Origin of the sequence: Gordonia terrae (assembly GCF_001698225.1) — a bacterium.
Classification (GTDB): domain Bacteria; phylum Actinomycetota; class Actinomycetes; order Mycobacteriales; family Mycobacteriaceae; genus Gordonia; species Gordonia terrae.
The window spans coordinates 963,057-989,478 of the sequence record NZ_CP016594.1; the positions used below are offsets into that span (position 1 = coordinate 963,057).

Annotated in this window: 21 protein-coding genes and 2 pseudogenes; 15 read left to right on the forward strand and 8 right to left on the reverse strand. The window is 64.3% G+C overall.

The window, feature by feature from the left end:
- Window positions 1-50 precede the first annotated feature (50 nt).
- From BCM27_RS04470 to BCM27_RS04480, 3 genes are read right to left on the reverse strand one after another with little or no spacing between them, the layout of a single operon-like run.
- Window positions 51-1,508 carry a class I adenylate-forming enzyme family protein gene (locus BCM27_RS04470; protein ID WP_004023281.1) on the reverse strand — a complete coding sequence of 486 codons (1,458 nt, stop codon included), beginning with the start codon at window positions 1,506-1,508 and terminating at the stop codon, window positions 51-53.
- Window positions 1,505-2,437, reverse strand: coding sequence for an alpha/beta hydrolase (locus tag BCM27_RS04475; protein WP_004023280.1), 933 nt, complete (start codon window positions 2,435-2,437; stop codon window positions 1,505-1,507). The genes BCM27_RS04470 and BCM27_RS04475 overlap by 4 nt, the downstream gene beginning before the upstream one ends.
- Window positions 2,434-3,243 carry an enoyl-CoA hydratase/isomerase family protein gene (locus tag BCM27_RS04480; RefSeq protein WP_004023279.1) on the reverse strand — a complete coding sequence of 270 codons (810 nt, stop codon included), beginning with the start codon at window positions 3,241-3,243 and terminating at the stop codon, window positions 2,434-2,436. The genes BCM27_RS04475 and BCM27_RS04480 overlap by 4 nt, the downstream gene beginning before the upstream one ends.
- 3 nt (window positions 3,244-3,246) lie before the next feature.
- Here BCM27_RS04480 and BCM27_RS26195 point away from each other — a divergent pair, with 3 nt between their 5' ends.
- Window positions 3,247-3,375: a hypothetical protein gene (locus BCM27_RS26195; protein ID WP_255220195.1), complete on the forward strand. Its 129-nt coding sequence runs from the start codon at window positions 3,247-3,249 to the stop codon at window positions 3,373-3,375.
- A 162-nt stretch (window positions 3,376-3,537) separates the two neighbouring features.
- Here BCM27_RS26195 and BCM27_RS04485 read toward each other — a convergent pair whose 3' ends face one another.
- Both BCM27_RS04485 and BCM27_RS26245 read right to left on the reverse strand, forming a co-directional pair.
- Window positions 3,538-4,380 carry an SDR family NAD(P)-dependent oxidoreductase gene (locus tag BCM27_RS04485; protein ID WP_004023277.1) on the reverse strand — a complete coding sequence of 281 codons (843 nt, stop codon included), beginning with the start codon at window positions 4,378-4,380 and terminating at the stop codon, window positions 3,538-3,540.
- A gap of 256 nt (window positions 4,381-4,636) precedes the next feature.
- On the reverse strand, window positions 4,637-6,595 hold the full coding sequence (locus BCM27_RS26245; protein ID WP_004023276.1) for an alpha/beta fold hydrolase: 1,959 nt from the start codon (window positions 6,593-6,595) through the stop codon (window positions 4,637-4,639).
- A gap of 108 nt (window positions 6,596-6,703) precedes the next feature.
- Between BCM27_RS26245 and BCM27_RS04495 the strand changes: the two genes are divergently transcribed.
- The 3 genes and pseudogenes from BCM27_RS04495 to BCM27_RS26290 form a co-directional block, all read left to right on the forward strand.
- A complete protein-coding gene (locus tag BCM27_RS04495) occupies window positions 6,704-7,111 on the forward strand; it encodes a winged helix-turn-helix transcriptional regulator (protein ID WP_033204372.1) in 408 nt (135 codons plus the stop codon).
- Window positions 7,112-7,375: 264 nt separating this feature from the next.
- Window positions 7,376-7,756 (forward strand): annotated as a pseudogene (locus BCM27_RS26035) (transposase); the annotation flags it as partial.
- A 5-nt stretch (window positions 7,757-7,761) separates the two neighbouring features.
- Window positions 7,762-7,925: pseudogene (locus tag BCM27_RS26290) on the forward strand (IS256 family transposase); the annotation flags it as partial.
- A gap of 369 nt (window positions 7,926-8,294) precedes the next feature.
- Here BCM27_RS26290 and BCM27_RS04500 read toward each other — a convergent pair.
- Entirely contained in the window at window positions 8,295-9,830 is a 1,536-nt protein-coding gene (locus BCM27_RS04500; protein ID WP_004023271.1) for an acyl-CoA synthetase, read from the reverse strand.
- A gap of 305 nt (window positions 9,831-10,135) precedes the next feature.
- On the reverse strand, window positions 10,136-10,732 hold the full coding sequence (locus BCM27_RS04505; RefSeq protein ID WP_004023269.1) for a hypothetical protein: 597 nt from the start codon (window positions 10,730-10,732) through the stop codon (window positions 10,136-10,138).
- 236 nt (window positions 10,733-10,968) lie between these two features.
- Here BCM27_RS04505 and BCM27_RS04510 point away from each other — a divergent pair, with 236 nt between their 5' ends.
- The 8 genes from BCM27_RS04510 (at window position 10,969) to BCM27_RS04545 (ending at window position 21,199) form a co-directional block, all read left to right on the forward strand.
- Complete coding sequence (locus BCM27_RS04510; protein WP_051987163.1) at window positions 10,969-11,631, forward strand: TetR/AcrR family transcriptional regulator; 663 nt, start codon at window positions 10,969-10,971, stop codon at window positions 11,629-11,631.
- Between the two features lie 1,098 nt (window positions 11,632-12,729).
- Window positions 12,730-14,181 (forward strand): aldehyde dehydrogenase, encoded by a 1,452-nt coding sequence (locus tag BCM27_RS04515; RefSeq protein ID WP_004023267.1) that lies wholly within the window; start codon window positions 12,730-12,732, stop codon window positions 14,179-14,181.
- Window positions 14,182-14,200: 19 nt separating this feature from the next.
- Complete coding sequence (locus BCM27_RS04520) at window positions 14,201-15,298, forward strand: NAD(P)-dependent alcohol dehydrogenase (protein WP_004023266.1); 1,098 nt, start codon at window positions 14,201-14,203, stop codon at window positions 15,296-15,298.
- Between the two features lie 137 nt (window positions 15,299-15,435).
- Window positions 15,436-16,449, forward strand: coding sequence for a zinc-binding dehydrogenase (locus BCM27_RS04525; RefSeq protein ID WP_004023265.1), 1,014 nt, complete (start codon window positions 15,436-15,438; stop codon window positions 16,447-16,449).
- 124 nt (window positions 16,450-16,573) lie between these two features.
- A complete protein-coding gene (locus BCM27_RS04530; protein ID WP_004023264.1) occupies window positions 16,574-18,415 on the forward strand; it encodes a flavin-containing monooxygenase in 1,842 nt (613 codons plus the stop codon).
- Window positions 18,416-18,422: 7 nt separating this feature from the next.
- Window positions 18,423-19,373 carry an alpha/beta hydrolase gene (locus BCM27_RS04535; RefSeq protein WP_004023263.1) on the forward strand — a complete coding sequence of 317 codons (951 nt, stop codon included), beginning with the start codon at window positions 18,423-18,425 and terminating at the stop codon, window positions 19,371-19,373.
- Window positions 19,374-19,427: 54 nt separating this feature from the next.
- Window positions 19,428-20,471, forward strand: coding sequence for a zinc-binding dehydrogenase (locus tag BCM27_RS04540; RefSeq protein WP_239450657.1), 1,044 nt, complete (start codon window positions 19,428-19,430; stop codon window positions 20,469-20,471).
- A 65-nt stretch (window positions 20,472-20,536) separates the two neighbouring features.
- Entirely contained in the window at window positions 20,537-21,199 is a 663-nt protein-coding gene (locus tag BCM27_RS04545; RefSeq protein ID WP_033204374.1) for a TetR/AcrR family transcriptional regulator, read from the forward strand.
- Window positions 21,200-21,546: 347 nt separating this feature from the next.
- Here BCM27_RS04545 and BCM27_RS04550 read toward each other — a convergent pair whose 3' ends face one another.
- The gene (locus BCM27_RS04550) at window positions 21,547-22,524 is read right to left on the reverse strand and encodes a helix-turn-helix transcriptional regulator (protein WP_004023260.1); all 978 of its coding nucleotides are present in this window, start codon (window positions 22,522-22,524) and stop codon (window positions 21,547-21,549) included.
- A gap of 150 nt (window positions 22,525-22,674) precedes the next feature.
- Between BCM27_RS04550 and BCM27_RS04555 the strand changes: the two genes are divergently transcribed.
- From BCM27_RS04555 to BCM27_RS04565, 3 genes are all read left to right on the forward strand, one after another.
- Complete coding sequence (locus BCM27_RS04555; RefSeq protein ID WP_004023259.1) at window positions 22,675-23,067, forward strand: YybH family protein; 393 nt, start codon at window positions 22,675-22,677, stop codon at window positions 23,065-23,067.
- Window positions 23,068-23,070: 3 nt separating this feature from the next.
- Window positions 23,071-24,498, forward strand: a complete 1,428-nt coding sequence (locus BCM27_RS04560) for an amidase (protein WP_004023258.1) — start codon at window positions 23,071-23,073, stop codon at window positions 24,496-24,498.
- A 235-nt stretch (window positions 24,499-24,733) separates the two neighbouring features.
- Window positions 24,734-26,413, forward strand: coding sequence for a CocE/NonD family hydrolase (locus BCM27_RS04565; protein WP_239450689.1), 1,680 nt, complete (start codon window positions 24,734-24,736; stop codon window positions 26,411-26,413).
- Window positions 26,414-26,422 lie beyond the last annotated feature (9 nt).

Sequence of the window (26,422 nt, forward strand, 5' to 3'; positions counted from 1 at the left end):
ACGTATGCCGCGGCTGCTGGCCGATGATCCTGCTTCTGAGCGTTAAGGGCTCATCGTTGGCTTGTGAATCTGTCGAGAAGTGCGCGCTTGTCGATCTTGCCCACTGCGTTCAGCGGTAGCGCCGCAACGACGACGATGTCGACGGGTCGCTTGAAGGGGCTGAGTTCGCGGGCGCACAGTGCATCGAGTTCACCGGATCTGACGTCGTGAGCATCGGTTATCTCGACGAACGCGACAACGAGTTCCCCCCATTTCGGGTCCGGGACGCCGATCGCGGCGGCTGCGGTGACCTGTGGATGTTCGGTGAGTACGTCCTCGATTTCCTTGGGGTAGATGTTCTCGCCGCCGCGGATGATCATGTCTTTCGTTCGGCCGACCACGGTGAGGTAGCCGTCGGTGTCCAGGACCCCCAGGTCCCCGGTGTGCAGCCACCCACCGACGAGAGCGTCGCGGGTGGCATCGGGCCGGCCGAGGTAGCCTCGCATGATGTTCGGGCCTCGAACGATGATCTCGCCTACCTCGCCGGGCGGCACCACCATGTGCGCCGCGTCGACGATCTTGATCTCTTGGCCCGCCAACGGTATCCCCGCTGTCCCGGGTTTGCGTGGCCCGTCGACGGGGTTCAGAGTCGAGCCGCAGGTGCCTTCTGACAGGCCGTAACCCTCCAGGACTGGGAACCCGAACCTCGATTCGAACCGCGAAAGCAGCCCCGGTGGTGCGGGGGCGGCCCCGCATACGGCCAGTCGCACCGACGACACGTCGACCACAAGGTCGGTCGGAAGGTCGGCCAGGATGGCGAAAATAGTTGGGACGGCGCTGAAGACGGTGATGCGATGTTCGAAGACCGTAGGGAAGAAGTTCGACGGGTCGAAACGTCGCTCGATCACGACACTGCCCCCGGCCAGCAGCGGCGTGAGGACGCTGATGATGATGCCGTTGACGTGGAACAGCGGAAGCACCAGTAGGCAGCGGTCGGCGGCGGTGAGCCGCAGGCCCGCTCGTCCCATCTCGACCATGGCGTTGATGTTGGCGTGGTCGAGCATCACCCCTTTTGGCGTGCCGGTTGTTCCGCTGGTGTAGATCAGCAGGGCCAGCGCGGTCTGATCGACAACCGGTTGCTCGACGTTGTGCGCGGTCGGAGTGAGTTCGTCGACGACCACAACGGTGACGCTTGTGCCATGGCTCATCGGGTCGGCAACCACAAGGGCCTTCGCGGCGCAGTCCTCGAGCTGCCGGGTGGTCTCGCGCTCGGTAAAGGCTGGGTTGATCGGTGTCATCGTCGCGCCGAGTCGCCACACAGCGAACATCAACACAACGAAGTCGACGCTGTTGGGCAGCATCGCCGCAACGACGTCACCAGGACCGACACCCCGACCGCGCAGAACGTCCGCCGCGCCGAGCACACGGTCGAGGAACGTCGCGTTGTCCAGCTCGACGCCGTCGGCGATGAGAGCCGACGCGGTCGGTTGCTCGGCAGCGCGACGGTCCGGCAGAGTCGCGAACGTCATCTGCGCACCTCCGGGGCGAGATGGCGAACCAGGAATGCGACTTGATCGGTCGCCAATTCCTCGAACACGGGCCCCGTGTAGAAATCGAAGTGGCCGGCCTCGTAACGCTTGACCTGTGCGTGCCGCGCGGTGGTGGCGTAACGCAACGTGGGTCCGGCCGGGGTCACGCTGTCGGTGTTGCTGACACACACGAACACGGGCGAAGCGATCGAGCGGATCGACCGCCCCGGCCGATACCGCACAATCGACGGGATGGCCCGCGCGGCCGCGGAGTTCTCGAAGTTCATTCCTGGCGGGGAGATCTCGACGTACCCGGGCAGAGCATCAGGTGCACTCATCAACCCGACACTGCCTGGCTTGGAGGCGATCGGAATAGTGACCGGAGGACGCCGCGCGACCATGGCGATCAGGTCCCGGACCACAGGGCCCACCACCCTCGCTGTTTCGATCGGACTGGCAGCTCTCGCCGACGCGAGCCCGTCGGTGAACGGACACTGCGCGATCACCGCCGCGAGCTCGGGGTGACGCGCCCCGATAGTCAAGGCGTGTCCGCCTCCGAATGAACTACCCCACAAGCCAGTTCGGGTCCCGTCGACGTCGTCGCGGCCTCGCACGAAGCGTATCGCCGCCTCCCAGTCCTGCAATTGACGTCCGATCGACAAGAGTTGTCTCGGCGATCCCTCGCTGTCGCCGAAGTGGCGGTAGGTGAATGCGAGCGCCGCGATCCCGGCGGCGGCAAACCGCTCGGCGAAGGCGTCGAGGCGCATCTCACGGGTGCCGCCGAGACCGTGGCCGAGCACCACGACCGGTGGTGGGGTGGTGGTGTCGTCGGGCAGGTACAGCCACGCCCGGCATCGGTCAGGACCCGAGAGGAACGAGACGTCCAGACGAGTGATCGTGAACCTGGGCTCGCCGGTGCCGGTGCTCATCGCTGCTCGCTTCCGTTCTGCTTCGGTACGAAGCCGGCCGCCAGTGCAGCTGCATAGATCTCGGGATCGTAAAGGGGGAGTTCGCCGAGATTGTCGGTCGAGGCCATGTAGTCGAGCATCAACTCTTGGGCCCGCGCGGAGGGCATGAGCGAGATGAACTCTGCGTTCTCCCTGACCAGACCATCCTCGAGAGGCATCGACCCCCCAAGATAGATCGACCGCTTGATGGCGCCCACTGCTTCCTTGTCGCGGGCACCGAAGTGTTTCGCCATCCCGATCGCGGTGTCCATCAGCTCTTCCGGGGGCACGACGGCGTCGACAGCACCGACCTCCAGTGCCTCCCTCGGTGTGAACGGCTTGCCCTCGAGGATCGCGGTGAGCGCTCGGTGTGTGCCGATGAGGCGGGCCAGTCGCTGAGTGCCGCCGCCGCCCGGCGGGAAACCGAGTAGGACTTCGGGCTGGCCGATGAACGACTCGTCGTCGACCATCACGCGCAGGTCACACGCCCAGGCGAGTTCTGCGCCCAGTCCCAGCGCCGAGCCGTTCAGAGCACCGATCACGACGACGCCGCTGGAGTTCATCTTGAGGAACGTGGCATGGAGACGGTCGAGTTGGATCGCCCCCCAGACCGGGGTCTTGCTGACCAGGCCTTCGAGGATGCGCCCTCGGTCGGCGTTCTTCGCGGCGCGCACCAGAGCAGACGCGACGGTCGGGCTGAGCTTCGGTGTCGCGGCCCCCTCCGATTGCAGCCAGAAGACATCAGCGTGGCTGGCGAAGCGGGTTGGGTGCGCGCCGGTGAGCACCATGGCGTGGATCGATGGATCTTCGTCGGCACGATCAATGAGGGTGTCGAGCTGTTGAGCCAGCTCAAGTCCGAACAACTGGTGGTGACCACCGTCGATCGTGACAACCAGGACCGGTCCCCGCTGGTCGGTTAGCATGGTTCCGCCGGAGTGCTTGGACATGACGTCCCCTCTTCTGTGTATCCGCGTCGCACGACGCGGGGAATGGGTGGCGCGGTGGTGGTCTTGGCGCTGCGCTGACCGCAGTACCGGTATCCGGTGCGCTCCACTGCGGCGTGGGCGGGTGCCTGTGCGAGCTCAGCTGAGTGGCGTGTCGACGTCGAGTAGGGCACGACGGAATGGGGTTCTGCGTGCCATCGCCACGTCGCCGATCGGTCCCGCGATTCCCCGCACGGCGGCGACCCGGCTCCATTGCGCCGGAAACGTCACCGAGCGTCGTCGGCGTTCTAACGCTTCGACGAGTGCAGTGGCAGCTTGTTCGGCTGAGACCTTCTTGGAGAACACCTTCGGCAGCGCATTGATCAAAGCTGCTGCGCCAGGGTCGCTGTCGACGCCGTTTCGGATCATGTCGGTATCGATCAGAGCGAAGTAGGCCACCATCGCCGACGCGCCGTGGGTGGCAAGTTCAACACTGAGCCCGCGGCCGATTTGTTCGACAGCTGCTTTGGTCATGGCGTAAGGGATGGATCCCGCACCATTGAAGTAGGCGAACACCGAGCTGAGAACGACGACCTGGCCGCGGTTGGCGATGACGGAGTCGAGCGTGGCTGACAGCGTGTTGATTACGCCGTTGACGTTGACATCGACCACGGCTGCAACATCCCCGGGCGCCATACTGCGGAGGGTGCCGGTTCTTCCCAAAATGCCGGCGTTGGCAATGGCGATGTCGACATGCCCGAATATACTGACCGCGTGTTGAACTGCCGCTCGCACTGACTCGAGGTCGGTCACATCGCACGCTTCATACGCAGCGCTGCCGTCCGGCAGTGTCGCCGCAACGCGTTGTGCCGCGTCGGCATCGATGTCGGCGAGGACTACCCGCGCCCCACGCTGCGTCAGAATCCGTGCCGTTGCGGCTCCGAGACCGCGTCCAGCGCCCGTGACGAAAACCACCTTGTTGCGTAGCGAATATGTTGTCATGTCACCCGATCCACTCGTGAGGTTCGCACCCTATTAGAAGATGACAGCCGTTGTGGCCAAACGTCATTCAGTGAATTTTCCTTGCTGGTGCAATCGCCACGCCGCGGAGTCAGAACCGGGGCGGCTGTGTCTGTGAAGGAAATCAAACATGTGATGGCATGCATCGAGGTGAGAGGACCTGAAGTGGTCTTGATGCTCTCGAACCGAGACGAGCCGCCTTGCCGGCGTCGGACGCTGCGTGGCGTGCGGCCGCCGCTCATCGACTGGCGGCCGTGGTCTGGGTGTCTGTTGACAGATGCGCTAGTAGGAGGTCGGTGAACTCTCGATGATTCTGGAACACACCGCCGTGCCCCGCGTCCGGAAAGATCATCAACGTGCTGTCGGGGATTCGGCGGTGCATGTCCCGGGAGAGTTCGGTGGGCACCATGCGGTCGTGGTCGCCGTTGGCGATCAGGGTGGGCGCGGTGATCCGAGACAGATCGTGGGGTTGTTGCCGCCCCCACCGGCGGATGGCAGCGATCTGTCGGTTGAAGCCGCGGATCGCCATCGGTCGGTCTTTGTCTATGGCGCGCAGGCTGATCCGGCTGAGGTAGTCGCGGGCGGCGGTTTTGCCCGCGGGAGTGCGGGGGAAGAAGAGAAACTCTTTGGCGTCCGTGCGGTGCAGGGCTGCGCGCAGCATGTCCCAGAATATGTAGGCGGGCCCGGTCAGGCGGTCGATTCCGCGGCCGCCTGCTGGGCCGGTGCCGGTCAGGACGAGCCGACGGACCAGGTCGGGGGCGTCGAGCGCGATCTGCTGGGCGATGAAGCCGCCGAGTGAGAAGCCGAACAGGTCGACGTGTCCCAGGTCGAGGGCTGCGATCATGGCGCGTGCGGTGTCGGCCATCTGTTGCACTGTGTCGGGGATCGCTCCACCGGAGCCGCCCACACCGGCCAGCTCGAGAGCGATGACCCGGTGTTCGGCGGCTAGTGGGTCGATGACCGCCGGGTCCCACTCGTCAAGGGTGGCACCCAGGTGGGTGAGCACGACGACCGGCGTTCCGCCCAACGGTCCGAGGTCGCGGTAGACCAGCGAGTCGCCGGCAACGGTGATGGTGCTGGTGGGTGTCTCGGACCAGGTGGCGGGGCGCGAGGACTCTGCTGGATTGCCGATGCCGATGGGCGCGTCAAGCACTTCATCGGTGGCGTCCTCGGTCGGACCGGCGGTGACTGCACCCGGCAGGGTGGTGACCAACACCTTGCCGCGTCTGCCGCCGGATAGGACCTGCTCCATTGCCGCGAGCGTGCTGCGAAACGGAAGCACCCGGTCGACAACGGGCCGCAGCGCGCCGCTGTCGACGAGGCCGACCACCCGCTCAAGGGCCGAGCCGTCGGGCTGGATGAACAGGAACGTGTAGCGGACGCCGCGCTTGCGGGCACGGCGTCGGAGTCCAGCGCTCAGAGCTCCAATCGCCAGCTTCACCGGCAACGGGGCCGCGGCCTGTTCGGCCAGCCCGGGATCCGGGGTGCCGGCGATCCCGACCACGAGCCCCCCGGGGCGCACCACCTCGAGTGATCGGGTGGTCGTCTCGCCCCCCTGGGTGTCGAGGACCAGATCAACCGGGTCGTCGGCAAGTTTGGTGACGAAGTCCTCGTGGCGGTAGTCGATGACCTCGTCAGCGCCCAACTCCCGGACAAAGCCGGCGCTGGCCGCGGACACGGTTGTGACGACGGTGGCACCCAGGTGCTTCGCCAGTTGAATCGTGATCGAACCGACGGCTCCGGATCCGCCGTGGATCAGGACCCGCTGGCGCGGTTGCACGCGCCCGATCGTGACCAATGCCTCCCAGGCGGTGAGCCCCGCAACGGGCAGAGCAGCAGCGTCGACCAGCGAAACGGTCGAGGGTGCAGGCGCAAGCGCCACCTCGTCGACGGCAGCGAATTCCGCATAGGCACCCATGGTTTCGACGCCGGTGTAGGCGATCACCCGGTCGCCGACCGCGAACCTCGACACTCCCTGTCCGACTGCGAGGACCTCACCGGAGAGCTCGCCGCCGGCCACACCTGGCAGGTGGGGGTGGAACATCAGCTTGAACTCGCCCTTGCGGCTCCGTTCGTCGGCGGGATTGATGCCCGCAGCCTCCACCCGAACAAGAACCTGCCCGCGGGCGGGGGTCGGCCGGGGCACCCGCGCCTCTTCGAACGGGCCACCGTACTTCTTCAGGATGAATGCTCTCACTTCTGCCTCCGCCTTCCGCGACCAGCGCGCGTAAGTAGTTGCAATGTGTTACTGGTTTTGCCGATGGTACTCTGAGTGATAACAAACTGCAACCACCACGGAGGGCTGATGATCTCTGAACCCCGTTCCGAATGCCCGATCAATCGGACACTGGAAATGGTGGGTGACCAGTGGAGCTTGCTCATCCTGCGCGACATCGCCATGTACGACCGCAGGTCGTTCCGCGAGTTGCTGACCGGCAGCACAGAAGGCATCAGCGCCCCCGTCTTGTCTCGCCGTCTCGCCGACCTCACTGCGTCGGGATTTCTGTCCAAGACCGAGGTCTCACGGGGTAGGCAGGGGCGCTACTCGCTCACCCAGCTCGGCCTCGACACGATCCCGCTGCTCGTCGAGCTGGGGCGCCTGGGCCGCAAGATCGATCCGACCACGACCGACCACCAGGACCTTCTCGAGCACCTCGAACAGCACATGGCCGCCCTATACGATTCCCATCTCGGCGCCCGCGACACCGCCTGAGAAACCGGAATCGCGTCGGGGAACACACGTGGCCGATGGTCGGCGCCGCCCGCTCGGGTTGATCGATCGAGAGTCGTTCGAGAACAACGTGGCCTCACCACGGTCCCAGACCTACCGACCTGTACAGCTGATCAGCTCACCTACGAAAGGTGCTGCGCTGCTGTGCTTCACGCGCGGCGCTGTCTGATTTGGTGGAATTGTTTTGATCGCCCCGGCGTGGGACAGGAGGAATTACGACGATGACCGACACGATCGGGCCCATGGATGCCCCGGTGGCAGGACCGGTTCAGGCCGGCGGATGCGGTGCGTGAGCTCTCGAAGGCCGAGCAGGCTTTGGTGAGCGATCTGGTACGTAGCTCACGCGCTCACGGGGTGGCGCTGACCGGCTGACGGGCTGCGCGTTGACCAGGAGCGTCCTCGACTCCGCGCTCGATGTTGAGGAGATGACCGAACATCTTGGCTACGACAAACATGACGTGGTCGGCCGCGACACCGGAAATTCGCGGAACGGCACGTGCACGAAACGGGTCCTGACTGGCGCGTGCGGGCAGGTGGCCACCGAGGTCCTCCGCGACCGCAAAGCACTTCGATCCGGTGATCGTCGGTAAGAGCAAACGTCGCGTCACCAATGTGGATCAGGTGGTGCGGACCACTTCCCGAACGAGCAATCCCCACTCAAAACGCCCTCCTGGTGACCCGGTCGCTGGACCCGAAGGGTACCGGTCAGACGAAGTGGGGCGTGCGCTGGAAGCCAGCGCTCTACGCCCTCGCAATCTTCGTTGCCGATCGTATGCCCGCAGCCGAAGAACGCTGACCCACCGAGCAATCGGAAACCGCCGCTTGCACCGGATATCGGACACCCTCACGCGCGGCGCCGAACCCGGCGACGGCTCCCGGGGGTCGGGGGTCGCGGACGAGCCGCTCGCCCGGTTGGTTCATCGCGGCTTCGCGCGGGGTCGTTCAGGACGGCGACACGAATCTCGAGGCTGGAGCATTGGATATCCCGGCCGATCCTGGTGTGTGTGGTGTGTGGGAGCGGAGTCAGGCCGAGGCCGGACGGTTCGATGACAGCCGAGAGTTCGATGAGCCGGGCGCCCCTGACCGTTTCTCCGGATACCGACGGTGGCCATCAACTAACCACGAACAGGGTGACTCCCTGGTGTCGGTCGAGACGAGAGGATGGTCAGGGGGTAACGATCCGGTGTTTGGCGAGCTTGCCGGTCGGTGTCCGCGGGAGTTGGTCGACGAAGAGGTATCGCCGCGGCTGCTTGTAGCGGGCGAGTCGGTCGGCGGCGAGGGTGCGCAGGGACTGCTCGATGACATTGTCGTGGTCATGGTCGTCGGTGTCGCGTTGCACGACTGCCAGGACAGACTCGCCCAGGTCGGGGTCGGGCTCGCCGATGACTGCGATGTCGAGTACCTGCGGGTGCATGGTGAGGCAGTTCTCGATCTCTTGGGGGTAGATGTTGACCCCACCGGAGATGATCATGAACGACTTACGGTCGGTGAGAAAGAGGTAACGGTCTTCGTCGAGGTAGCCCACGTCGCCGGTGGTGGTCCACGTCGGGTGCTGGGGGTGCTGGGCTTTCGCGGTCTTGTCCGGATCGTTGTGGTATCGGAAGGGCAGACTGTCGCGTTCGAAGTAGAGCACCCCTACTTCATTGGGTGGGAGTTCGCGGCCGTCGTCGTCGCAGATGTGCGCGGTGCCCAGGACGTTGTCGCGGCCGACCGAGCCCGGTTTGCGCAGCCATTCCTGTGAGCTGATCAGGGTCATGCCGTTGAGCTCGGTCGATGAGTAGTACTCGAGGAGAATGGGACCCCACCAGTCGATCATGGCGTGTTTGACTTCGACCGGGCACGGTGCGGCGGCGTGAATGGCTACCCGGAGGGAGGACACGTCGTATTTGGTGCGGATGTGTTTGTCGAGTTTGAGCATCCGTACGAACATTGTTGGTACCCATTGGCTGTGGGTGATGCGGTAGGCCTCGATGAGTTCGAGGGCACGTTCGGCGTCGAAACGGTCCATGACGACGACGGTGCCGCCGAGAGCTTGTACTGCTGCGCACGTGCGCAGCGGCGCAGCGTGATACAGCGGCGCGGGCGAGAGATAGACGGTGTCGGCGTCGAAGGACCACCGGTCGCGCGCCAGGGCGGTCATGGTGTCCCCGGGGTCACCGACCTGGCGGTCGGGCAGGGTGGGCTCGATGCCTTTCGGTTTGCCGGTGGTACCCGAGGAGTACAGCATGTCCGCGCCGCGAGGTTGGTCGACGGGCTCGGTGGTGGGCATCGTCTGCATCAACGTCTCCAGCCGCCGATGCCCTTGGATGTCGCCGCCGAAGCTCAACCGGAGCAGCACGCGAGGTGTCGCGGCGTGCAGTTCTGCATCAACGGCGATCTTCGCCATCGACGCCGAGAAGAACACCGCCTTGGCCTCGCAGTCACCGACGATGTAGGCGACCTCAGCCGCGGTCAGGTGACTGTTGACCGCGGTGATGTACAGACCGGTGCGCAGGGCCGCCCAGTAGATTTCGAAGATGCGGGCTTCGTTGGTCGACACCACCGCGATGTGATCGCCCCGGCGCAATCCCAGCTCGCCGAACAAGTGCGCAATCTGGCGTGAATTGTGTTCCAGCTGAGCATAGGTGACGACCTGACCGGTCGAAGCCATGACGAGGGCTGGCTTGTCGGGACGGTTGGCGGCGTGAGTGCCGGGATACATGTTGTACTCCAAAAGGTGTGTGTAGGAAGAGCAGAAGTCAGACGCACTGGGGTCAGTCGGGCCTGGCTGGCAAACGAAGACAGCCGCAAGCGAGTCCTCAGCCAACGCCTTGGCTGCGGCAACGAGCTTTACATGTGCCTCGCGTAGTAGCCGATGCCATGTGCGTTCGGGGCCAGGATGATCCCCAGCCCGATAGGCCCCGCCCCGACCACCACGGCCATCGCGCCAGGTGCCGCCTTTGACTGCCGCACGGCGTGCCACGCCACCCTCAGCCAAACAGACAACTCATCTCATCGACCCCGCCATCAGTTCACTGCGGCGGAAGTGATCTGGGGCAGTTCCTGCTGCAGTGGCAGCAGCTTCTTTCGGGCTTCACTCAGCGTGATGTACTCATCCTCGCCGACCTCCTTCAGGTCGGCGATCGCCGCGTGCTCGAAGACATGCTCACCGATCATCCGGCCCTGCTCGTCGTAGGGCCAATGCATGCACAGATACTGCCGCAAAATGTAGAGCTTGTCTGGATCAGCATCCCAGCCCTGCGGCACAAGGGAACCTGGCATGAATGAGTTGAACCACGCCTCGGATGCGAACCCCCAATCTGAGACCGCCAGCTGCTCGTCCTCGACAACCATCACTGTCGCCTCACGCTCTTCCAACGAGCTGTAGAAGCTCAGCACCTCATCGCGGCCGTCGAGCGTCACACTCATCCCGTTGACATTGAGGTAATACCGCGGATGTTCCACCGTCATCTCCGGAGTGAAGATCCGGTCCTTGTAACCACAAATCTCGAAAATCGCGTGCCTACGGTAGTTCGCGATGATCTTGCGATGCAGCGGATTGTCGATCGTCTCGAGAAATGCGTCGATTCCACGCGTCTGGGAGGTGATGTCCAACTTCGCCATCAGAGGTGTCCTTACCTGTCGTCGACTGACACACGGCCACATCGACGGAGCTGTCAGGGGCGGTGCCGAGTAGTACTTGCATCCCGGAGTGTGATGCGGCTTACATTACTGACACAGTGTCGCAAAAAAGTGACGGGGTGTCAATAACGTTTTGAAGTGGAGTTTTGGTCGTCGCGAAGCGCGACTGGCTAAAGGAGTAATCTGATTCAGATGCTTTGAGGCGCTACAGTCTGTACATGTCCAACCCGACCACCGATCGTGCGCGCGAGCCGCTGATCGGTGACCGGCGAGTGTCGGCGCCGGCCAAGGGGGAACGGCAACGACGCTCGCTCCTCGATGGCATCGCTCGACTGCTGACAAGCCGGTCCATAGACGAACTCGGGATCGCCGAAATCGCAAATGAGGCCGGGGTCAGCAGGTCCGCCTTCTACGCATACTTCGACTCCAAGTACGCCGCACTCGCGGTGTTGACCTCAGAAGCCTGGGCCACCTACGCCGACCAGACCGACGTCTTCACCCGCCAACCCGACGAGGATCCGGCAGCCTTTTTGGACCGCACCGGCCGCGCTGCGCTTGGAATCTGGAAGAAGCATGCTGCCGTCCTCGTCGCATCCATTCAAGCGATCCCAGTCGACCCACGAATCGCCGCGCTGTGGAACACCTGGAACCGCCGCCTCACCGACGCACTCACCGAACAACTGCGCGACGACATACGTGCCGGGCTAGCGCATCCGGCGACAGACGATGTTGCCCGCCTCATCACCGACCTGAACTACATGATGCAACACGCCTTCTACCTCAACTGCGTCAGCGGCGCCGACCACGCCGAAACGCTACGAATGTTCAACAGCGTCACAGCAATATGGCTTGCCGCAGCCTGGGGCCGAGGCACTTCATAACAGACGTTGGTACGGGGGCGACCGCCGTTTCCGGCGTACGACAGGCACCCAGTGCGCCGTGTCAGATGCCGAGGAGGACGCCACTCTACGCTGATCAAGCGACGGCGAATCCCTCCGCCGATACCGCACCACGTGTTGAGGCCTCGGTCCCCAGGCCGGCACCCGACTGAGAATCGCCCAACCGGCAGCCGCGCGATCATCGTGCCGCGGGCCGTCTCCGCAGACAACTCGCGCTGCACCCCTGCCACTGCGCAGAGCGCCATTCAGGTGGATGTGTCCGACCACGTCGGCCTCGGCCACCAGACCGTCGAGATATGCCGGCAAGTCGAGCTGACGAGCATGCACGTGTGATCAACATGCTGCTGCACAGCGGACTATACGACTAAAACCGTGACGGGGCGTCGACCGCTCACCTGGGTCGCTGCCCGCGTGTGTCAGCACGGCCTGGCTCGTTCAAAGCCCACGAAGTCGCCGATCCAGCCAATCTCTGCGCCGGCGATGACACGCGTCCGCGCCGACAGGGCCAGAGCTTTTCCCGCGGGCGGTGGACGCTACGAACATTCGCGCGCACCACCCAGCGACGTTGTGTCACACGTAGTCGACCCGCGCCTAGCCCGACCCGCCTCGGACGACCGCAGATGTGGCGACAGCCCGAAGTCCACGAGGCAACCCTTGTGACCTGAGCAACATTGTGACATTGTGTTAATTCTAATCGACGATGTGTCAACTTTCGATGGGAGGCAACCGTGACGATGGCGCTGTGCCGGGCACTGGGTTGCGAACGGCATCGCAAGCGTCCGTACACGCCTCAGGTTGAGTCGAAAGTCGTTCGACTACTGCGTAATTCGGAGTCATCGCACGTGAGATCGCGCTGTCGTCGGCACGCCGGCGCAACGGGTGTTGCTCAACGGGCGACCGCGCACGCGGCGAGGGCCCCGGTGGTGGAAGCCGCGGCGTTCATCCGCGACAACCCTCTCTGCAGTGCCTGTTTCGAATTGATGCGGTCATACCTGACCAAACGAGAACCTCCACCACATCGGCCTCTGACCCCTCGAACTCTCCCCACCACTCGAATCCGCAACAGACAGGACACCTTTCATGACAATCGCACTGGATCTGCCCCCACAGGACTTCTGGATTGACGGTCGCTGGACCCGACCGGCGAGCTCGAACCGATTTGCGGTTATCAACGCGAGCACCGGTGAACAGATCACCTCCGTGCCCGAATCGGTGACCGAGGACATCGACATGGCCGTTGCGGCAGCGCGCCGCGCATTCGACGAATCGGACTGGTCGTCGTGGAGCGCGGAACAGCGGGCGTCGGCGATCAACTCCCTCGCCGAGCAGATCGAGGGCCGACGTGCAGAAACCGCTCGCGCAGTCAGCATCCAGAACGGCATGCCCATCTCGATCGCCTCGGCGACCGAAGCGGTCATCCCGGCCACACTGCTGCGCTACTACGCCGAGCTGGCTACCGCGCAGCCCATCGAAGAGCGCCGCACCGCATTCGGTGGCGCCGGCACGACGGTGGTGCGGCGCGAACCCATCGGCGTCGTCGCTGCGGTGGTCCCGTGGAACTTTCCGCAGACCTTGACCTTCTTCAAAGTGGCGCCGCTGCTGGCGGCGGGCTGCACAGTGGTCATCAAGCCGTCCCCGGAGACCGTGCTCGACTCCTATGTGCTGGCCGCTGCCATCGAGGCCTCCGACATTCCCGACGGCGTCATCAACATCGTCCATGGAGGACGTGAGGTCGGAGCCCACCTGGTGGCCCACCCCGGTGTCGACAAGGTCGCCTTCACCGGTTCCACCCCCGCCGGACGCGCCATCGGCGAGGTCTGTGGCCGTCTGATCCGGCCCGTCACCCTCGAACTGGGAGGCAAGTCCGCATCTATCATTCTCGACGACGCGGACCTGTCTTCCCTGCTGGAGCAGTTCTTCGCCGCGACCTTGATGAACAACGGGCAGACCTGCTACCTCGGCACCCGCGTGCTGGTCCCACGCACTCGTCACCGCGAAACCGTCGACATCCTCACCGATTTCGCCCGATCGCTCAAGGTGGGTGACGCACTCGAGGCGACCACGCAGATCGGTCCGCTGGCCACGGCGAACCAGCAGAAACGAGTCGAGAACTACATCGCCAAAGGGTTGGCGGACGGTGGTCGGATCACTACCGGCGGTAGTCGCCCCGATGCCGGGAACGGTTGGTTCGTGGCCCCGACCGTGTTCGACGACGTCGACAACTCCCACACCATCGCCCGTGAGGAGATATTCGGGCCTGTCCTGGCCGTGCTGTCCTACAACGATGTCGACGAGGCCATCGCGATCGCCAACGACTCCGACTTCGGTCTGGGCGGCACGGTGTGGACCTCCGATCAAGAACGAGGCATCGACGTCGCACGGCGCGTCCAGACCGGGAGTGTCGGCGTCAACAACTACGCGCTGGATTTCTCCTCGCCGTTCGGCGGAGTGAAGGCCAGCGGACTCGGACGCGAGCTGGGCCCCGAGGGCCTGCACGCCTACCAGCAGACCAAGTCGATCTTCCTCCCCTGACCCGATCGAAAGCGATTCCATGAAAATCACAGCTGCCGTGCTGCGCGGAGAGCAAACCCCGTTCACCATCGAAAGCCTCGAACTCGCCGACCCCAGCCCGGAACAGGTGGTGGTGCGCATCGTCGGTGCCGGTCACTGCCACACCGATGTGCTCCCGCGCGCAGGTGCCGGTTTCGGCACCCCACCGATCGTCCTGGGACACGAAGGCGCAGGCATCGTCGAATCCGCCGGCGCGGCCGTCACGACCGTCCAGGTCGGCGACCACGTGGTCCTGAGCTTCGACTACTGCGGAACCTGCACCAACTGTCGCGACGCACATCCCGCGTATTGCGACACCTTTCTGCCCCGCAACCTCGGCGGCAATGCTCTCGACGGTTCGACCCCGCTGTCCGACGACGAAGGCAAACCTGTGGCCGGGCGGTGGTTCGGACAGTCTTCGTTCGCCACCCACGTACTGGTCGACGCCACCAATGCCGTTGTCGTCGACAAGGACCTGCCCATCGAGCTCCTCGGACCGCTGGGCTGCGGGGTGCAGACCGGGGCCGGAGCGATCCTCGAAGCGCTCGACGTCCGCGCCGGCGAGGGTGTGGTGATCACCGGTACGGGTGCGGTCGGACTGTCTGCGGTCATGGGCGCAAAGGTCGCGGGCGCCGCGCCGATCATCGCGGTCGATCTCAACGAGGATCGCCTCACGCTCGCACGCGACCTCGGCGCCACGCACACGATCACCGGTGGCACCGGCGACCTCACCCAGCAGATCCGAGACATCGCCCCCGCAGGAGTCCGCTACGGCCTCGACACGACGGGACTACCGGCGATCATCTCCGCAGTTCTCGAGTCGCTCTCGCTGCGGTCCGTGCTCGGTCTGGTCGGCGTCCAGCAGGGTGACCTCGCGATCGCACCGCTGGCACTGACGTCCGGCCGGACCATCACCGGAATCCTCGAGGGCGACGTCAACCCGCAAACCTTCATTCCGCGCCTCATCGAGCTGTGGAAAGCCGGCAACTTCCCCTTCGACCGCCTGGTCACGACATTCGACCTGGCCGACATCAACACTGCCGAACAGCAAGCACTCGCTGGTGACATCATCAAGCCGATCCTGCTTCCGACAAGCTGAAATCGCTGCAACGCAACGGATCACTGCAAAGGAACGTGTTGTGACAACCGCTTTCGTCGAACTCGTGCGCATCTGTTCGTTCGACACGATGACAACAGCCGGCCAGAAAGACATGGCCCGACGCCGAGGGGGCATCGATGACTAGCACGATGAAGGCAGGACGGGTCGACTTCGGTACCCATGAGTTCGCGATACGCGAAGTGCCGGTACCACTTCCAGGCCCAGGTGAAGTGCGTGTCAAGGTAGCTGCAGCCGGGGTTTGTCTTTCCGATGTCCACCTCATCAGCGGTATGGTCGCTCCCCTCCGGGACGCGGAAGCCATCCGGACGCTGGGACACGAAGTCGCCGGGACCGTCGATGCCCTCGGCCCGCAGACCAGAGGATGGGCCGAAGGCGACCGTGTGACATTGCAGGCAGTGATCGCACGACCGTGGGGGGTCGACACCATGGGCGTCGATTACGACGGTGGCTGGGCGGAATACGTTGTCGTGCCCCAACAGGTGCTCGTCGGAATTCCGGATTCGCTTCCGTTCGACCAGGCCTGCATCATCCCAGACGCTGTGTCCACACCCTGGGCCGCTGTCTCGCATACGGCGAAAGTGCAGGCAGGCGAGTCAGCCGCGGTTTGGGGCGTGGGGGGCCTGGGTGTGCACGCGATACAACTTCTGAAAATGATCGGCGCCGCCCCCATCATCGCCATCGATCCCCTCCCCGCCGCCAGGGACAAGGCTCTGACTCGGGGCGCCGATGCTGCGCTCGATCCCACTGAATCCGGCTTCCCGGAACAGATGACTCGAGCCACGCGCGGACGCGGTGTCGATGTGGCGTTCGACTTCGCCGGTTTTCCCGGGATCGATGAACAAGCGCTGGCCTTACTCAATCCCGGTGGCAGACTGGTCATCACGGGTATCAGCGGTCAGCCGATCCGGATCGACAACAGCGTCGCCCTGATCGCCCATCATCAGCAGGTTCTCGGGCACTACGGGTACCTGCCGCCTCATGTCGAGCAGCTCGTCCGACTGATCGAGTGGCAGCGCCTCGACCTGTCGGCGTCGATCTCGGCTCACATTCCCCTCGACAGTGCTGCAGAGGCAGTCCGACAACTCGAGTGCAAGGAAGGCGACCCGATTCGTCTGGTCCTCATCCCATAGAGGCGACCGGACACCGCAGACAAGCCGTTCGGCCACGACCACCTGAGGCGTGGCTAGTTCAAGGCTGCCCGAATCCAACGCAAACACGGTTTCAGGCGGCTTCAGTGAGCGAAAGGAATCTCACATGAGTGCAAAACTACCCATCTCTGGCACACCCGTTGCCGTTGAGTTCGATCCGAGCCAGGTCCGAGAGCGCTACGCACGCGAACGGGAGGCGCGCCTCAAAGGCGAGACCCTGGAGCAGTTCCAGGGCCTGTCGGACGTCCTCGAACTCGACAGCAGCGACCCCTGGTCGGAGCCCGTGCAGCGTGAACCGGTCACCGAGGACCTCGAGGTCGTCGTTCTCGGCGGCGGCTTCGGCGGCCTGCTCGCCGGCGCCTATCTCACCAAGAACAACGTCACCGACTTCCGGATCGTCGAGCAGGCAGGCGATTTCGGCGGAACCTGGTACTGGAACCGTTATCCCGGGGTGCAGTGCGATGTCGAGTCGTTCGTGTATCTCCCGCTGCTGGAGGAGACCGGATACATCCCGACCAAGCGCTATGCCGACGGCGCGGAGATCTTCGAACACGCCCAGCGCATCGGCAGGCACTACGACCTGTACCGGACCGCCCTGTTCCAGACCAGCGTCACCTCGGTGACTTGGCTGGACGACGAGGAACAGTGGGAGGTTTCCACCGATCGCGGCGATGTGCTGCGCGCACGTTTCGTCCTGCGCGCCAACGGCCCGCTGAACAAACCACAGGTCCCGCGGGTGCCCGGGATCAACGAGTTCACCGGCAAGATCTTCCACACGAGCCGGTGGGACTACGACTACACCGGCGGTAGCGCCGCCGGCGATCTGGAAAAACTCCGCGACAAGCGAGTCGCGATCATCGGCACCGGTGCCACCGGGGTTCAGGCTGTGCCGTTCCTGGCGGAGGACGCCAAGGAGCTGTTCGTCGTGCAACGCACCCCCAGCGTCGTCGGGCCTCGAGACAACCGACCTACCGACCCCACGTGGGCGGCCGGGCTGGAGGAGGGTTGGCAGCGGGAACGGCATCACAATTTCTTGAGCTTCCTCAACGGACACCACCAGGACGAGGACCTCGTCGATGACATCTGGACGCACCTTTTCCCGTCGCTGAATGGACAACACCTGATCGACGTGCCGGCCGCCGAACTCCCGGTCGAAGATCAGATGGCGCTGGCCGAACTCGCCGACATGAAGTTGATGTACGACATTCACCAGCACATCGACTCCCAGGTGAAGGACCCGGACACCGCCCGAAAACTCAAGCCCTGGTTCGGGTTCGTGTGCAAGCGTCCGGCGTTCAACGATGATTATCTGCCGGCATTCAACAAACCTTCGGTTCACCTCGTCTCCGCACCGACCGGCGTCGACGGCATCACTGCCACCGGGCTGGTCGTGGACGGGCGGCACCACGAGGTCGACGCGATCATCTTCGCCACCGGGTTCGAGACCGGCTCCACCTCGACCGAGCGGTATGGCTACGACATCGTCGGCCGGGACGGACTGTCGATGCGTGAGCACTTCGCCGATGGCGCCAAGACGCTGCACGGCTTCTTCTCTCACGGATTCCCCAACTTCATCGAGCTGGGCCTGAGCCAGAACGCATACGTCGTCAACTTCACTTACATGCTCGACCGCAAAGCCCGCCATGCGGCCCGAACGATCGCACATGCCAGGCGACACGGCATCACCACCATCGAACCCGATCCCGACTCTCAGCGGGAATGGGTCGAAGCCACCAAACGCACCGAAGAGCTACGACTGGCCTACTTCGCCACCTGCACGCCCGGTTATTACAACGGGCAGGGCGACGTCAGCCGCGGGTTCTTCAACGACATCCACAACATCAGCGAGATCGACTTCTGGAACATGATCGACCAGTGGTGGGAGGCAGGCTCTTTCGAGGGCCTGGCACTCAAGTCCCGCGCTGCCGCGACCAGCACAACCCTCTGAGGACTACATGACAACCAACGAACAAGCCATCGCGCTCGACCCCGACGCACAGGCCGTCGCCGACCAGCTCGCTGCAGTCCTGCCCAACGGCCTCTCGGGGCTAGGGGTCGCAGGTGTCCGAGAGTTCGGCCGCCAGAGCGACGCGCAGATACCGACCGGCCCAGAGGTTCATTCCGTCGTCGACAAGTTCGTGTCCGGGCCTCACGGTGACATCCCCGTGCGTCTGTACCGCCCGCAGTCGGACAACCCGCTCCCGGTGTTGCTCTACATACACGGCGGGGGATGGACATTCGGCACCCTCGAGGGCGGCGTCGACCATCTGTGCCGCAGCATCGCCCACGACACGGGGACAGCGGTGGTGTCGGTCGATTACCGCCTCGCACCCGATCACAAGTTCCCGGTTCCGGTCGACGAGTCGGCGGCCGTCCTGAGTTGGTTGCGCCGGCAGGCCGCAGCGCTGGGGGTCGACGCGACCCGGATCGCGATCGGCGGAGACAGCGCCGGAGGAAACATCTCGGCCGCCATCACGCACCTGGACCGGGGATCTGACACGCCGCTCGCGGCTCAGGTACTGCTCTACCCGGCCACCGAGTATGCGGTCGAACGTGCATCGTGGGTGGACAATGCCGAAGCCCCGGTGCTGACCCCCCGCGACACACTGTGGTTCTGGGATCAGTACCTGCGGTCCGCGAAGGACCGAATCGACCCGCGCGCAACCCCGGCCAACGCCGAGTCCTTCAGAGACCTGCCCCCTGCCCTCGTCGTCGTCGCCGGCCACGACCCGCTGCGCGACGACGGTCTGCACTACGCCGAACTCCTCGACGAGTCGGGGACCCCGGTGCATGTGGTCCGCCTCGACGGTGCGTTCCACGGCTTCATGACCATGCCCGGCCTCCGAGCGCAGGCCCGCGGCGTCGAGGAGATCTGCGGTTTTCTCCAGGGCGTCTTCGCGCTCTGACTGACGGGGCACACCACACGCCGCACTCATGACTCCTGGCTCAGTGTGCCCGAATTGTGCCCGAAGGCAACGGGTACGGGGATCTTGTACGCGCAGGTAAGCCTGCCACTGAAAGGAACCACGACAATGAAGGCTCATCAGTTCGAGTCTGCAGCTTCTGGCTTGCGGCTGCTGGACCTGCCCGACCCCACTGCGGGGGAGGGGCAGGTGCTGATCCGGGTGGAAGCAGCCGGGATGTGTCAGTCCGACGTCCACATCATCAACGGACACGGCGACGCCTGGCTCCGCCAACGCCCCATCGTCCTGGGCCACGAGGTCGCCGGAACAGTGATGCAACTGGGGCCTGGGGTCAGCGAAGTCGCAGTCGGAGACCGCGTCGCTGTCGCCCTCATATCCCACCCGGCATCCGAAGCCGATTTCGCCGACGGGATCGGGTTGGGCTTCGACGGCGGTTACGCCGAGTTCGCGGCGGTGCCGGTGCGTAACCTCGTCCCTGTTCCTGACGGCGTTCCCTTCACCCACGCCGCGGTGGCCACCGATTCGATTGCCACGGCGTACCACGCTGTCGCGACCGAAGCGGCCATCTCGGAAGGCTCGGTGGTCGCGGTGATCGGGCTCGGCGGGCTGGGACTCAATGCAGTTCGCATCGCGAGTCTGCTCGGGGCCACGGTCCACGGCATCGACATCGACCCCGGAACTTTCGCAGCCGCCGCCGAGCAGGGAGCATACCGATGCCACGCCGGCATCGACGACATCGAGGGCGAGATCGACATCGTGCTCGACTTTGCCGGTGTCGGAACCTCCACAGCTGACGCAATAAGCGCTGTGAGGCAGGGTGGAAGAATCGTCCTCGTGGGGCTCGGCGTGCAGGAGGCGACCTTGCCGACGGGGTTGCTCATCACCAAGAACATCCAACTTCGGGGTTCGTTGGGCGCCAGCGTCGAGGAGTTGCAGGCCGTGTTGGGACTATTGGCCGACGGGACTTTGGAACCCGTTGTCGAGGAGGTCGACTTCAGAGATCTGGAGTCGGCGCTGCGTCGGCTAGAGCGAGGCGACGTTCGTGGTCGCCTCGTGACGCGCCCCAACGCGTACCGGTAGTCCGTCCCTGGGGGTCCGGCTCCGTCGGGTAAGCGGGCCCGGGAGGTCCCGGTAGACTCGACACCATGTCGACTACGCCGTCAACGCAGAAAGAGGCCGGACTGCTGGGCGACCGTCGGTCGATGAGCAAGGGCGAGCGTCAGCGACGAGCCATCCTCGAGAGCATCCAAGCTCTGCTGGCGACTCGGCCGATCGGTGAGCTGACCGTCGGTGAGATCACCGCACAGGCCAGGGTCGGACGCTCTAATTTCTATTTCTACTTCGAATCGAAGTACACCGCACTGACCGTTCTGGTGTCTGATGTCTGGGCAGAACTGATGGTCCGTGCCGAGTCGTTTGTGCGATTCGCCAACGAGGCTCCGAACGAATTCCTCGATCGGACCGCCGGCACCGCCGTCGAGATCTGGCGAACGCACGAGGCTGTTCTCGTCGCCTCGGTCCAAGCGATTCCACTCGACGCCCAGCTGGCCGAGATGTGGCGCGATTGGAGTGAGCGGCTCGCGAACGTTCTCACCGAGCAAGTCCTTAGAGACCAACAAGACGGACTCGCCCGGCCGGCTTCCGATGACGTCTCGGCGCTGGTCGCCACTCTGCTGGAGATGACATTGCATGTCTTCTACAGAGACCGCATAGACGGCAACACCTCAGAACAGACCGAGCGGATGCTGCGCCAAGTCCGCTCGATCTGGCTGGCCGCGGCGTGGGGACAGGCCCGGAACGTTTACTGACTCACAGAGATCAGCGATGCACACTGTCTGTGTCCGCTGGCGATGGCGGGTGAGCGTCGGTGTGCTCCACCTTTTGTACCGAAGCGTGGTCGATCGAGCGGTAAGTAACGTGTGCGAGAAACGATTTCGTCGAGCAGAAGCCTTTCACGCGGTGGTGAGCAGACGGTTGCTCGGGTCGCGGTTTGTGCCGGGATGCGGCGACACCGACACGCCACATGCAGAAGTCGGCGCGGTGACGGTCGCCGTATTGACGCGAACCCAGCCGGCGGTAGGACTCGCCAGTAGCGGCTAGTCGCGGGTTCGTGCGACTTCGGTACGTGCTGCTCGCGGTGTCAGGCTGGCGACAGCTAGCGCACGATTCTCATCCCCTCGGACACCGCGAGGACCGCGGCATGGGTTCTCGATCGACATCCGATCTTGGGGAAGATGTGCTCGAGGTGCTTCGCGATGGTGCGGTTCGAGCAGCCTATCGACCGCGCGATCTCACTGTTGCTCAAACCGCGAGTGAGACCGTCCAGGACGTACAGTTCGGCCGAGGTGAGAGCGTGCGGAAGGGGCTCGACCCACTCGCGAACGAGAAGTCCCTCGCGGACTTTCCGGACGACCACTGTGTGCCACTGACCGCTCTCGTCACGCCATCTGCCATGTCCGTGGTCCAGTTGGCTGAGGTCACTCCGGAGTATCGCAGCGGCAAGACCGGGGTTCCGCGACAGCGCGTCGCCGGGGACAGCTCCGGGCAGTTCGGTAACCGATCCGTCGGGTCGCACGAGCGCTGTACCGCCGTGGACAGGTGTCATCGACGCCGCCAATGCGTTGATGGTGCGCTGGCGATCCACCACGGCGCCGAGAACGCCCTGGAACCGGTGGAGGCGTGCTACGTCGACCGCGGTGAAGGCGGTCGAGCTGTCGGTGTTGACGTGGACGCATCCTGTGTACCGCCCGTCGCGAGTATGCAGGCGCATCGTCGTTCCGTCTTTGTAACCCGTCGGTCCGAACACTTCCTGGATTGAATATGACCCGCGATAGTCGAACGGAAAGTCGCGCCAACGGCGCGGCGTCGGATCGACCGTGGCCATGAAGGAGAACGCCTCGTCGTGCATGACGAACCATCCGTCGAGGTGCTCGAGAACGTTCGGCGGGTAGCCAGAACTGACCACCGTGGAATGTCGGCGTTCGACCGAGTCATAGGAAGCGACGCTGCACCCGACGAAGGGGAACCACTCGACGAGCATCTCGAGGATCTGACGGAGGTCGTCCTCGGCGCGCCCGGGAACGCTTTCCGCAGCGACCCTGGACACCTCGCACAATGTGGTGTCGAAATCCATCGGCGGCTCCTGTCCTCCGTTGCGAGAGTACGCCGGAGTCGGTCCTCTCCGTAGCGCCAGAACGAAAGATACGCATCATGACGTATGTCGCCGCGAATGGTCCTCCTCGTACGGTTGCACCAGTCTGAACAGCACGAACGAGAGGTGGCTATGCCTGACCATCCTGGACTCATCGCCGATGTGAATCACGCACTGGGCGAAGCCTTCGCGCGAGGTGACGCCGCTGGGGTCGCGGCCGCCTACGTGCATGACGCACATCTACTCCCTCCGGACAGCCCAGCCGTACGCGGACGCGAAGCGATCACCCGGTTCTGGCAGGCGGTGATCGATTCCGGTGCCATCGGTCTCGCTCTCGAGACCACGGCGATCGACGTTGTCGGGGAGATCGCACGAGAGATCGGCCGCGGCGACCTGACCGTGCGCAAAGCTGACGGTTCGACCTCGACGAGCCGGCTGAAGTACGTCGTCTTCTGGACTCTCACTCCGGACGGTTGGCGTTACGAGACAGACATCTGGAATGCAGACGGCGAAGGGCAGGCGTGAGAAATGACTACAGTAGACAACTACCGCAACATGTCAGCAACCGACATCGCGGCGGGGGTGCGACGGGGAGACCTGAGCGTTGTCGATATCGCTAAGGCTGCACTGGCGCGCGTGGATGCCGCTAACCCGAGCCTGAACGCCCTCGTCCACCTCGACCGCGAGCAGGTTCTCGCCGACGCCAGAGAACTGGACGACGAGGCCCGTGCGCGCAACTTCCGAGGTCTCCTGCATGGGGTGCCGTACACGATCAAGGATCTGACGGAGATGAAAGGGCTGCCGTTCACGATGGGATTCAAGCCCTTCGCCGATCGGACGGGTCGACATGACGCTGCGGTTGTGACGCGGATGCGGAACTCGGGCGGGTTGTTCCTCGGGAAGACCAACACTCCGGAGATGGGTTACTACGGCGGCTGCGACAACAACCTCTTCGGGCCGACGCACAATCCGTTCGCGCACGGGCACACCGCAGGCGGGTCGAGCGGCGGCGCGTCAGCGTCGGTGGCCGCAGGTATGGCGCCGCTGGCCGAGGGCAGCGACGGCGCAGGATCAGTGCGCATACCGTCGTCGCTCTGCGGGACCGTCGGGCTCAAGCCCACCACCGGTGTCATTCCGCAAACCCTCTTCGCGGGACGGTACAACACGTGGTTGTTTCACGGTCCCATCACCCGAACGATCGACGACAACGCCCTCATGCTCGATGTTCTCGCCGGGCCGGATGCGTCCGACCCCCTGTCGCTGCCGCCGGCGCCGGGGCCCTTTCTGCAGCCGACCGACCACGACGTTCGGGGACTGAAGGTCGCGTGGTCACGCGATCTCGGAACCGGGCAGCACGTCGACCCGGAGGTCCTCCGCCGGTGCGAGGAGGTACTCGCGGCACTCTCCGACGCGGGCGCAGACGTAGTCGAGTCCACTCCGGACTGGCGCCCTCCGTCGCAAGCGATGTGGCACTCGACATGGGTACCGGGTTTCTCCACAGCGTATGACCTGCTCGACTGGCGCACCATGCGCGGGGAGGTCGACGACAATCTGATCGAGATCATGGCGGAAGCAGAACGGACCACCGCGGTGGACGTCGGAAGGGCCGAGGCGGAGCGAGGTCTCATGTGGGACAACTGGACTCGGTTCCTGGAACGTTTCGACGTGCTCGTTTCGCCCACGTTGACCAGTCCGGCCTTCCCGCTCGATCAGTTCGCTCCGGACTGGCTGGCAGGGCGCACCGTTCGAGAGCAGATTCTCGACTGGCTCCTCACGTATCCGTTCAACATGCTCGGTGCGCCCGCACTCACCGTCCCAGCCGGGATGACGTCCGAGGGAAAGCCCGTCGGGTTCCAGATCGCCGGGCGGCATCGTGCCGAAACCACACTCCTGAGGGTTGGACGATCGATCGAGAAGGCCCGTCCGTGGGCCGCCACCTACCAGGCGATCGACTGAATCCGAGACGCACCGGCACAGCCGCGGTACCGCAGAGCTTCGAACCCGTGACGTGACGGAGACAGACCTCTGTCCGGGGTCTCGGGGCGGCCGGCACCGAGCCGCGGTCGGCGACGCTCACCCATTCGGGTGTGGTGCAGATCTCGTATCCGTGTCAGCCTTCGCTTGCGAGTCAACGGAGAAAGGGCACGAAGTGATGGATCAGGTAGTAGTCGATCTCGATGTCCCGGCATCGATGCGGGATGGCGTCGTACTTCGTGCCGACGTGTACCGACCGGCTTCGGGAGGTCCATGGCCGGTGCTGTTGACCAGACTCCCGTACGACAAGCGGATGCCCGGTCTGCTCGCGCTCATCGATCCGCTGAGCAAAGTACAGGCGGGTTTCATAGTGGTCGTGCAAGATGTCCGGGGCCGGTACGCCTCCGACGGCGAATGGGAGCCGTGGACGCACGAGATGAGCGATGGTTACGATTCGGTTCGCTGGGCGGCCGCGTTGCCCGCGTCCAGCGGCGCGGTCGGGATGTTCGGCGCGAGCTACTTCGGTAACACGCAGTGGATGGCCGCGGCGGCGCGTCCGCCCGAGCTCAAGGCGATAGCTCCGATGATCACCTGGTCGGATCCGCGTGATGGGTTGTTCTCTCGCGGGGGCGCAATGGAACTGGGGATATCGCTACCCTGGTCGCTCGCACAGGGAATCGACACCCTCACTCGGCGACATCGTGAGAATCCGGCAAAGTTGGTGCAAGCGCTCGGCGAGCTGGTCGCCGATCTGGATGATGCCTCTGGGCGCACATACTGGGAGCTGCCAGTGCAGCGCCACCCCGCCTTCGTTCGTCACGACATTCCCGAACTCGGATACGAGCGTTCCTTGCGCGAACCTCGGTGGGTCGCCTCCTGCGAAGTCGTGGGCCGTCACCGCGACGTGGAGATCCCCACGCTTCATACTGGGGGTTGGTACGACATCTTCTGCCAAGGAACCCTCGACAACTTCGTTGCGATGGTTGATGCGGGCCGGCAGGCGTCGCTTGTCATGGGCCCCTGGACCCACACGAACTTCGGCGGGAAGATCGGCGAGGTGAACTTCGGTCTGGCCGCCAGCGCAGATCTCACGGGTTTTCGCGGCCGTCGAAGCGACATCGAAAACTCTTGGCTGAAGCAGCATCTGGCGGATGTTGCAGGCGCGGAGGAGGTGGCGCGACCAGGTTTGCCGCCGGTGCTGCTGTTCGTCATGGGCGCCAATGTCTGGCGTGAGGAGTCGGAATGGCCGCTGGCCAGGGCAGTGGACACGGAGTTGTACCTGCGCGAGGATTCCGGCCTCTCTTTCGTTGCACCGAGCGTGGAGCGGTCGGTCGATGAGTATGTCTACGACCCCTCCGATCCGGTCCCGACAGTCGGTGGAGCCCTGCTCATGTCTGATGAGTATCCCGCCGGACCTTTGTCTCAGGCTGCTGTGGAGGCACGGTCAGACGTCCTGGTCTTCACCAGCCAACCGCTTGTCGAGGACCTGGAGGTCACCGGGAGGATCCGTGCCCACCTCCACGTGGCGACGGACGCGGCAACGACCGACTGGGTTGTCCGGGTCTGCGACGTTGCGCCGGACGGTACATCGCACAACATCGTCGACGGGATTGTGAGGATAGGAGATGCGTCGAGTGAATTCACCGAACAAGTCGTCGACCTCTGGTCGACCAGTTATCAATTCGCTGCCGGTCATCGTATTCGAGTTCACGTGACCTCCAGCAACTTCCCGCGCTGGGACCGCAATCTGAACGTGGTGGGCAGTGACGACGATGACGCTCGATCGACGACCGCTAGGCAACAAGTTGCCCACGATCGCGATCGACCGTCGAGGGTGACCCTGCCCGTCATCCCCTCCGGAAAGCGCTCGGACACCCCGGCCGCCGAAGTTGACTGACGTGAAGCA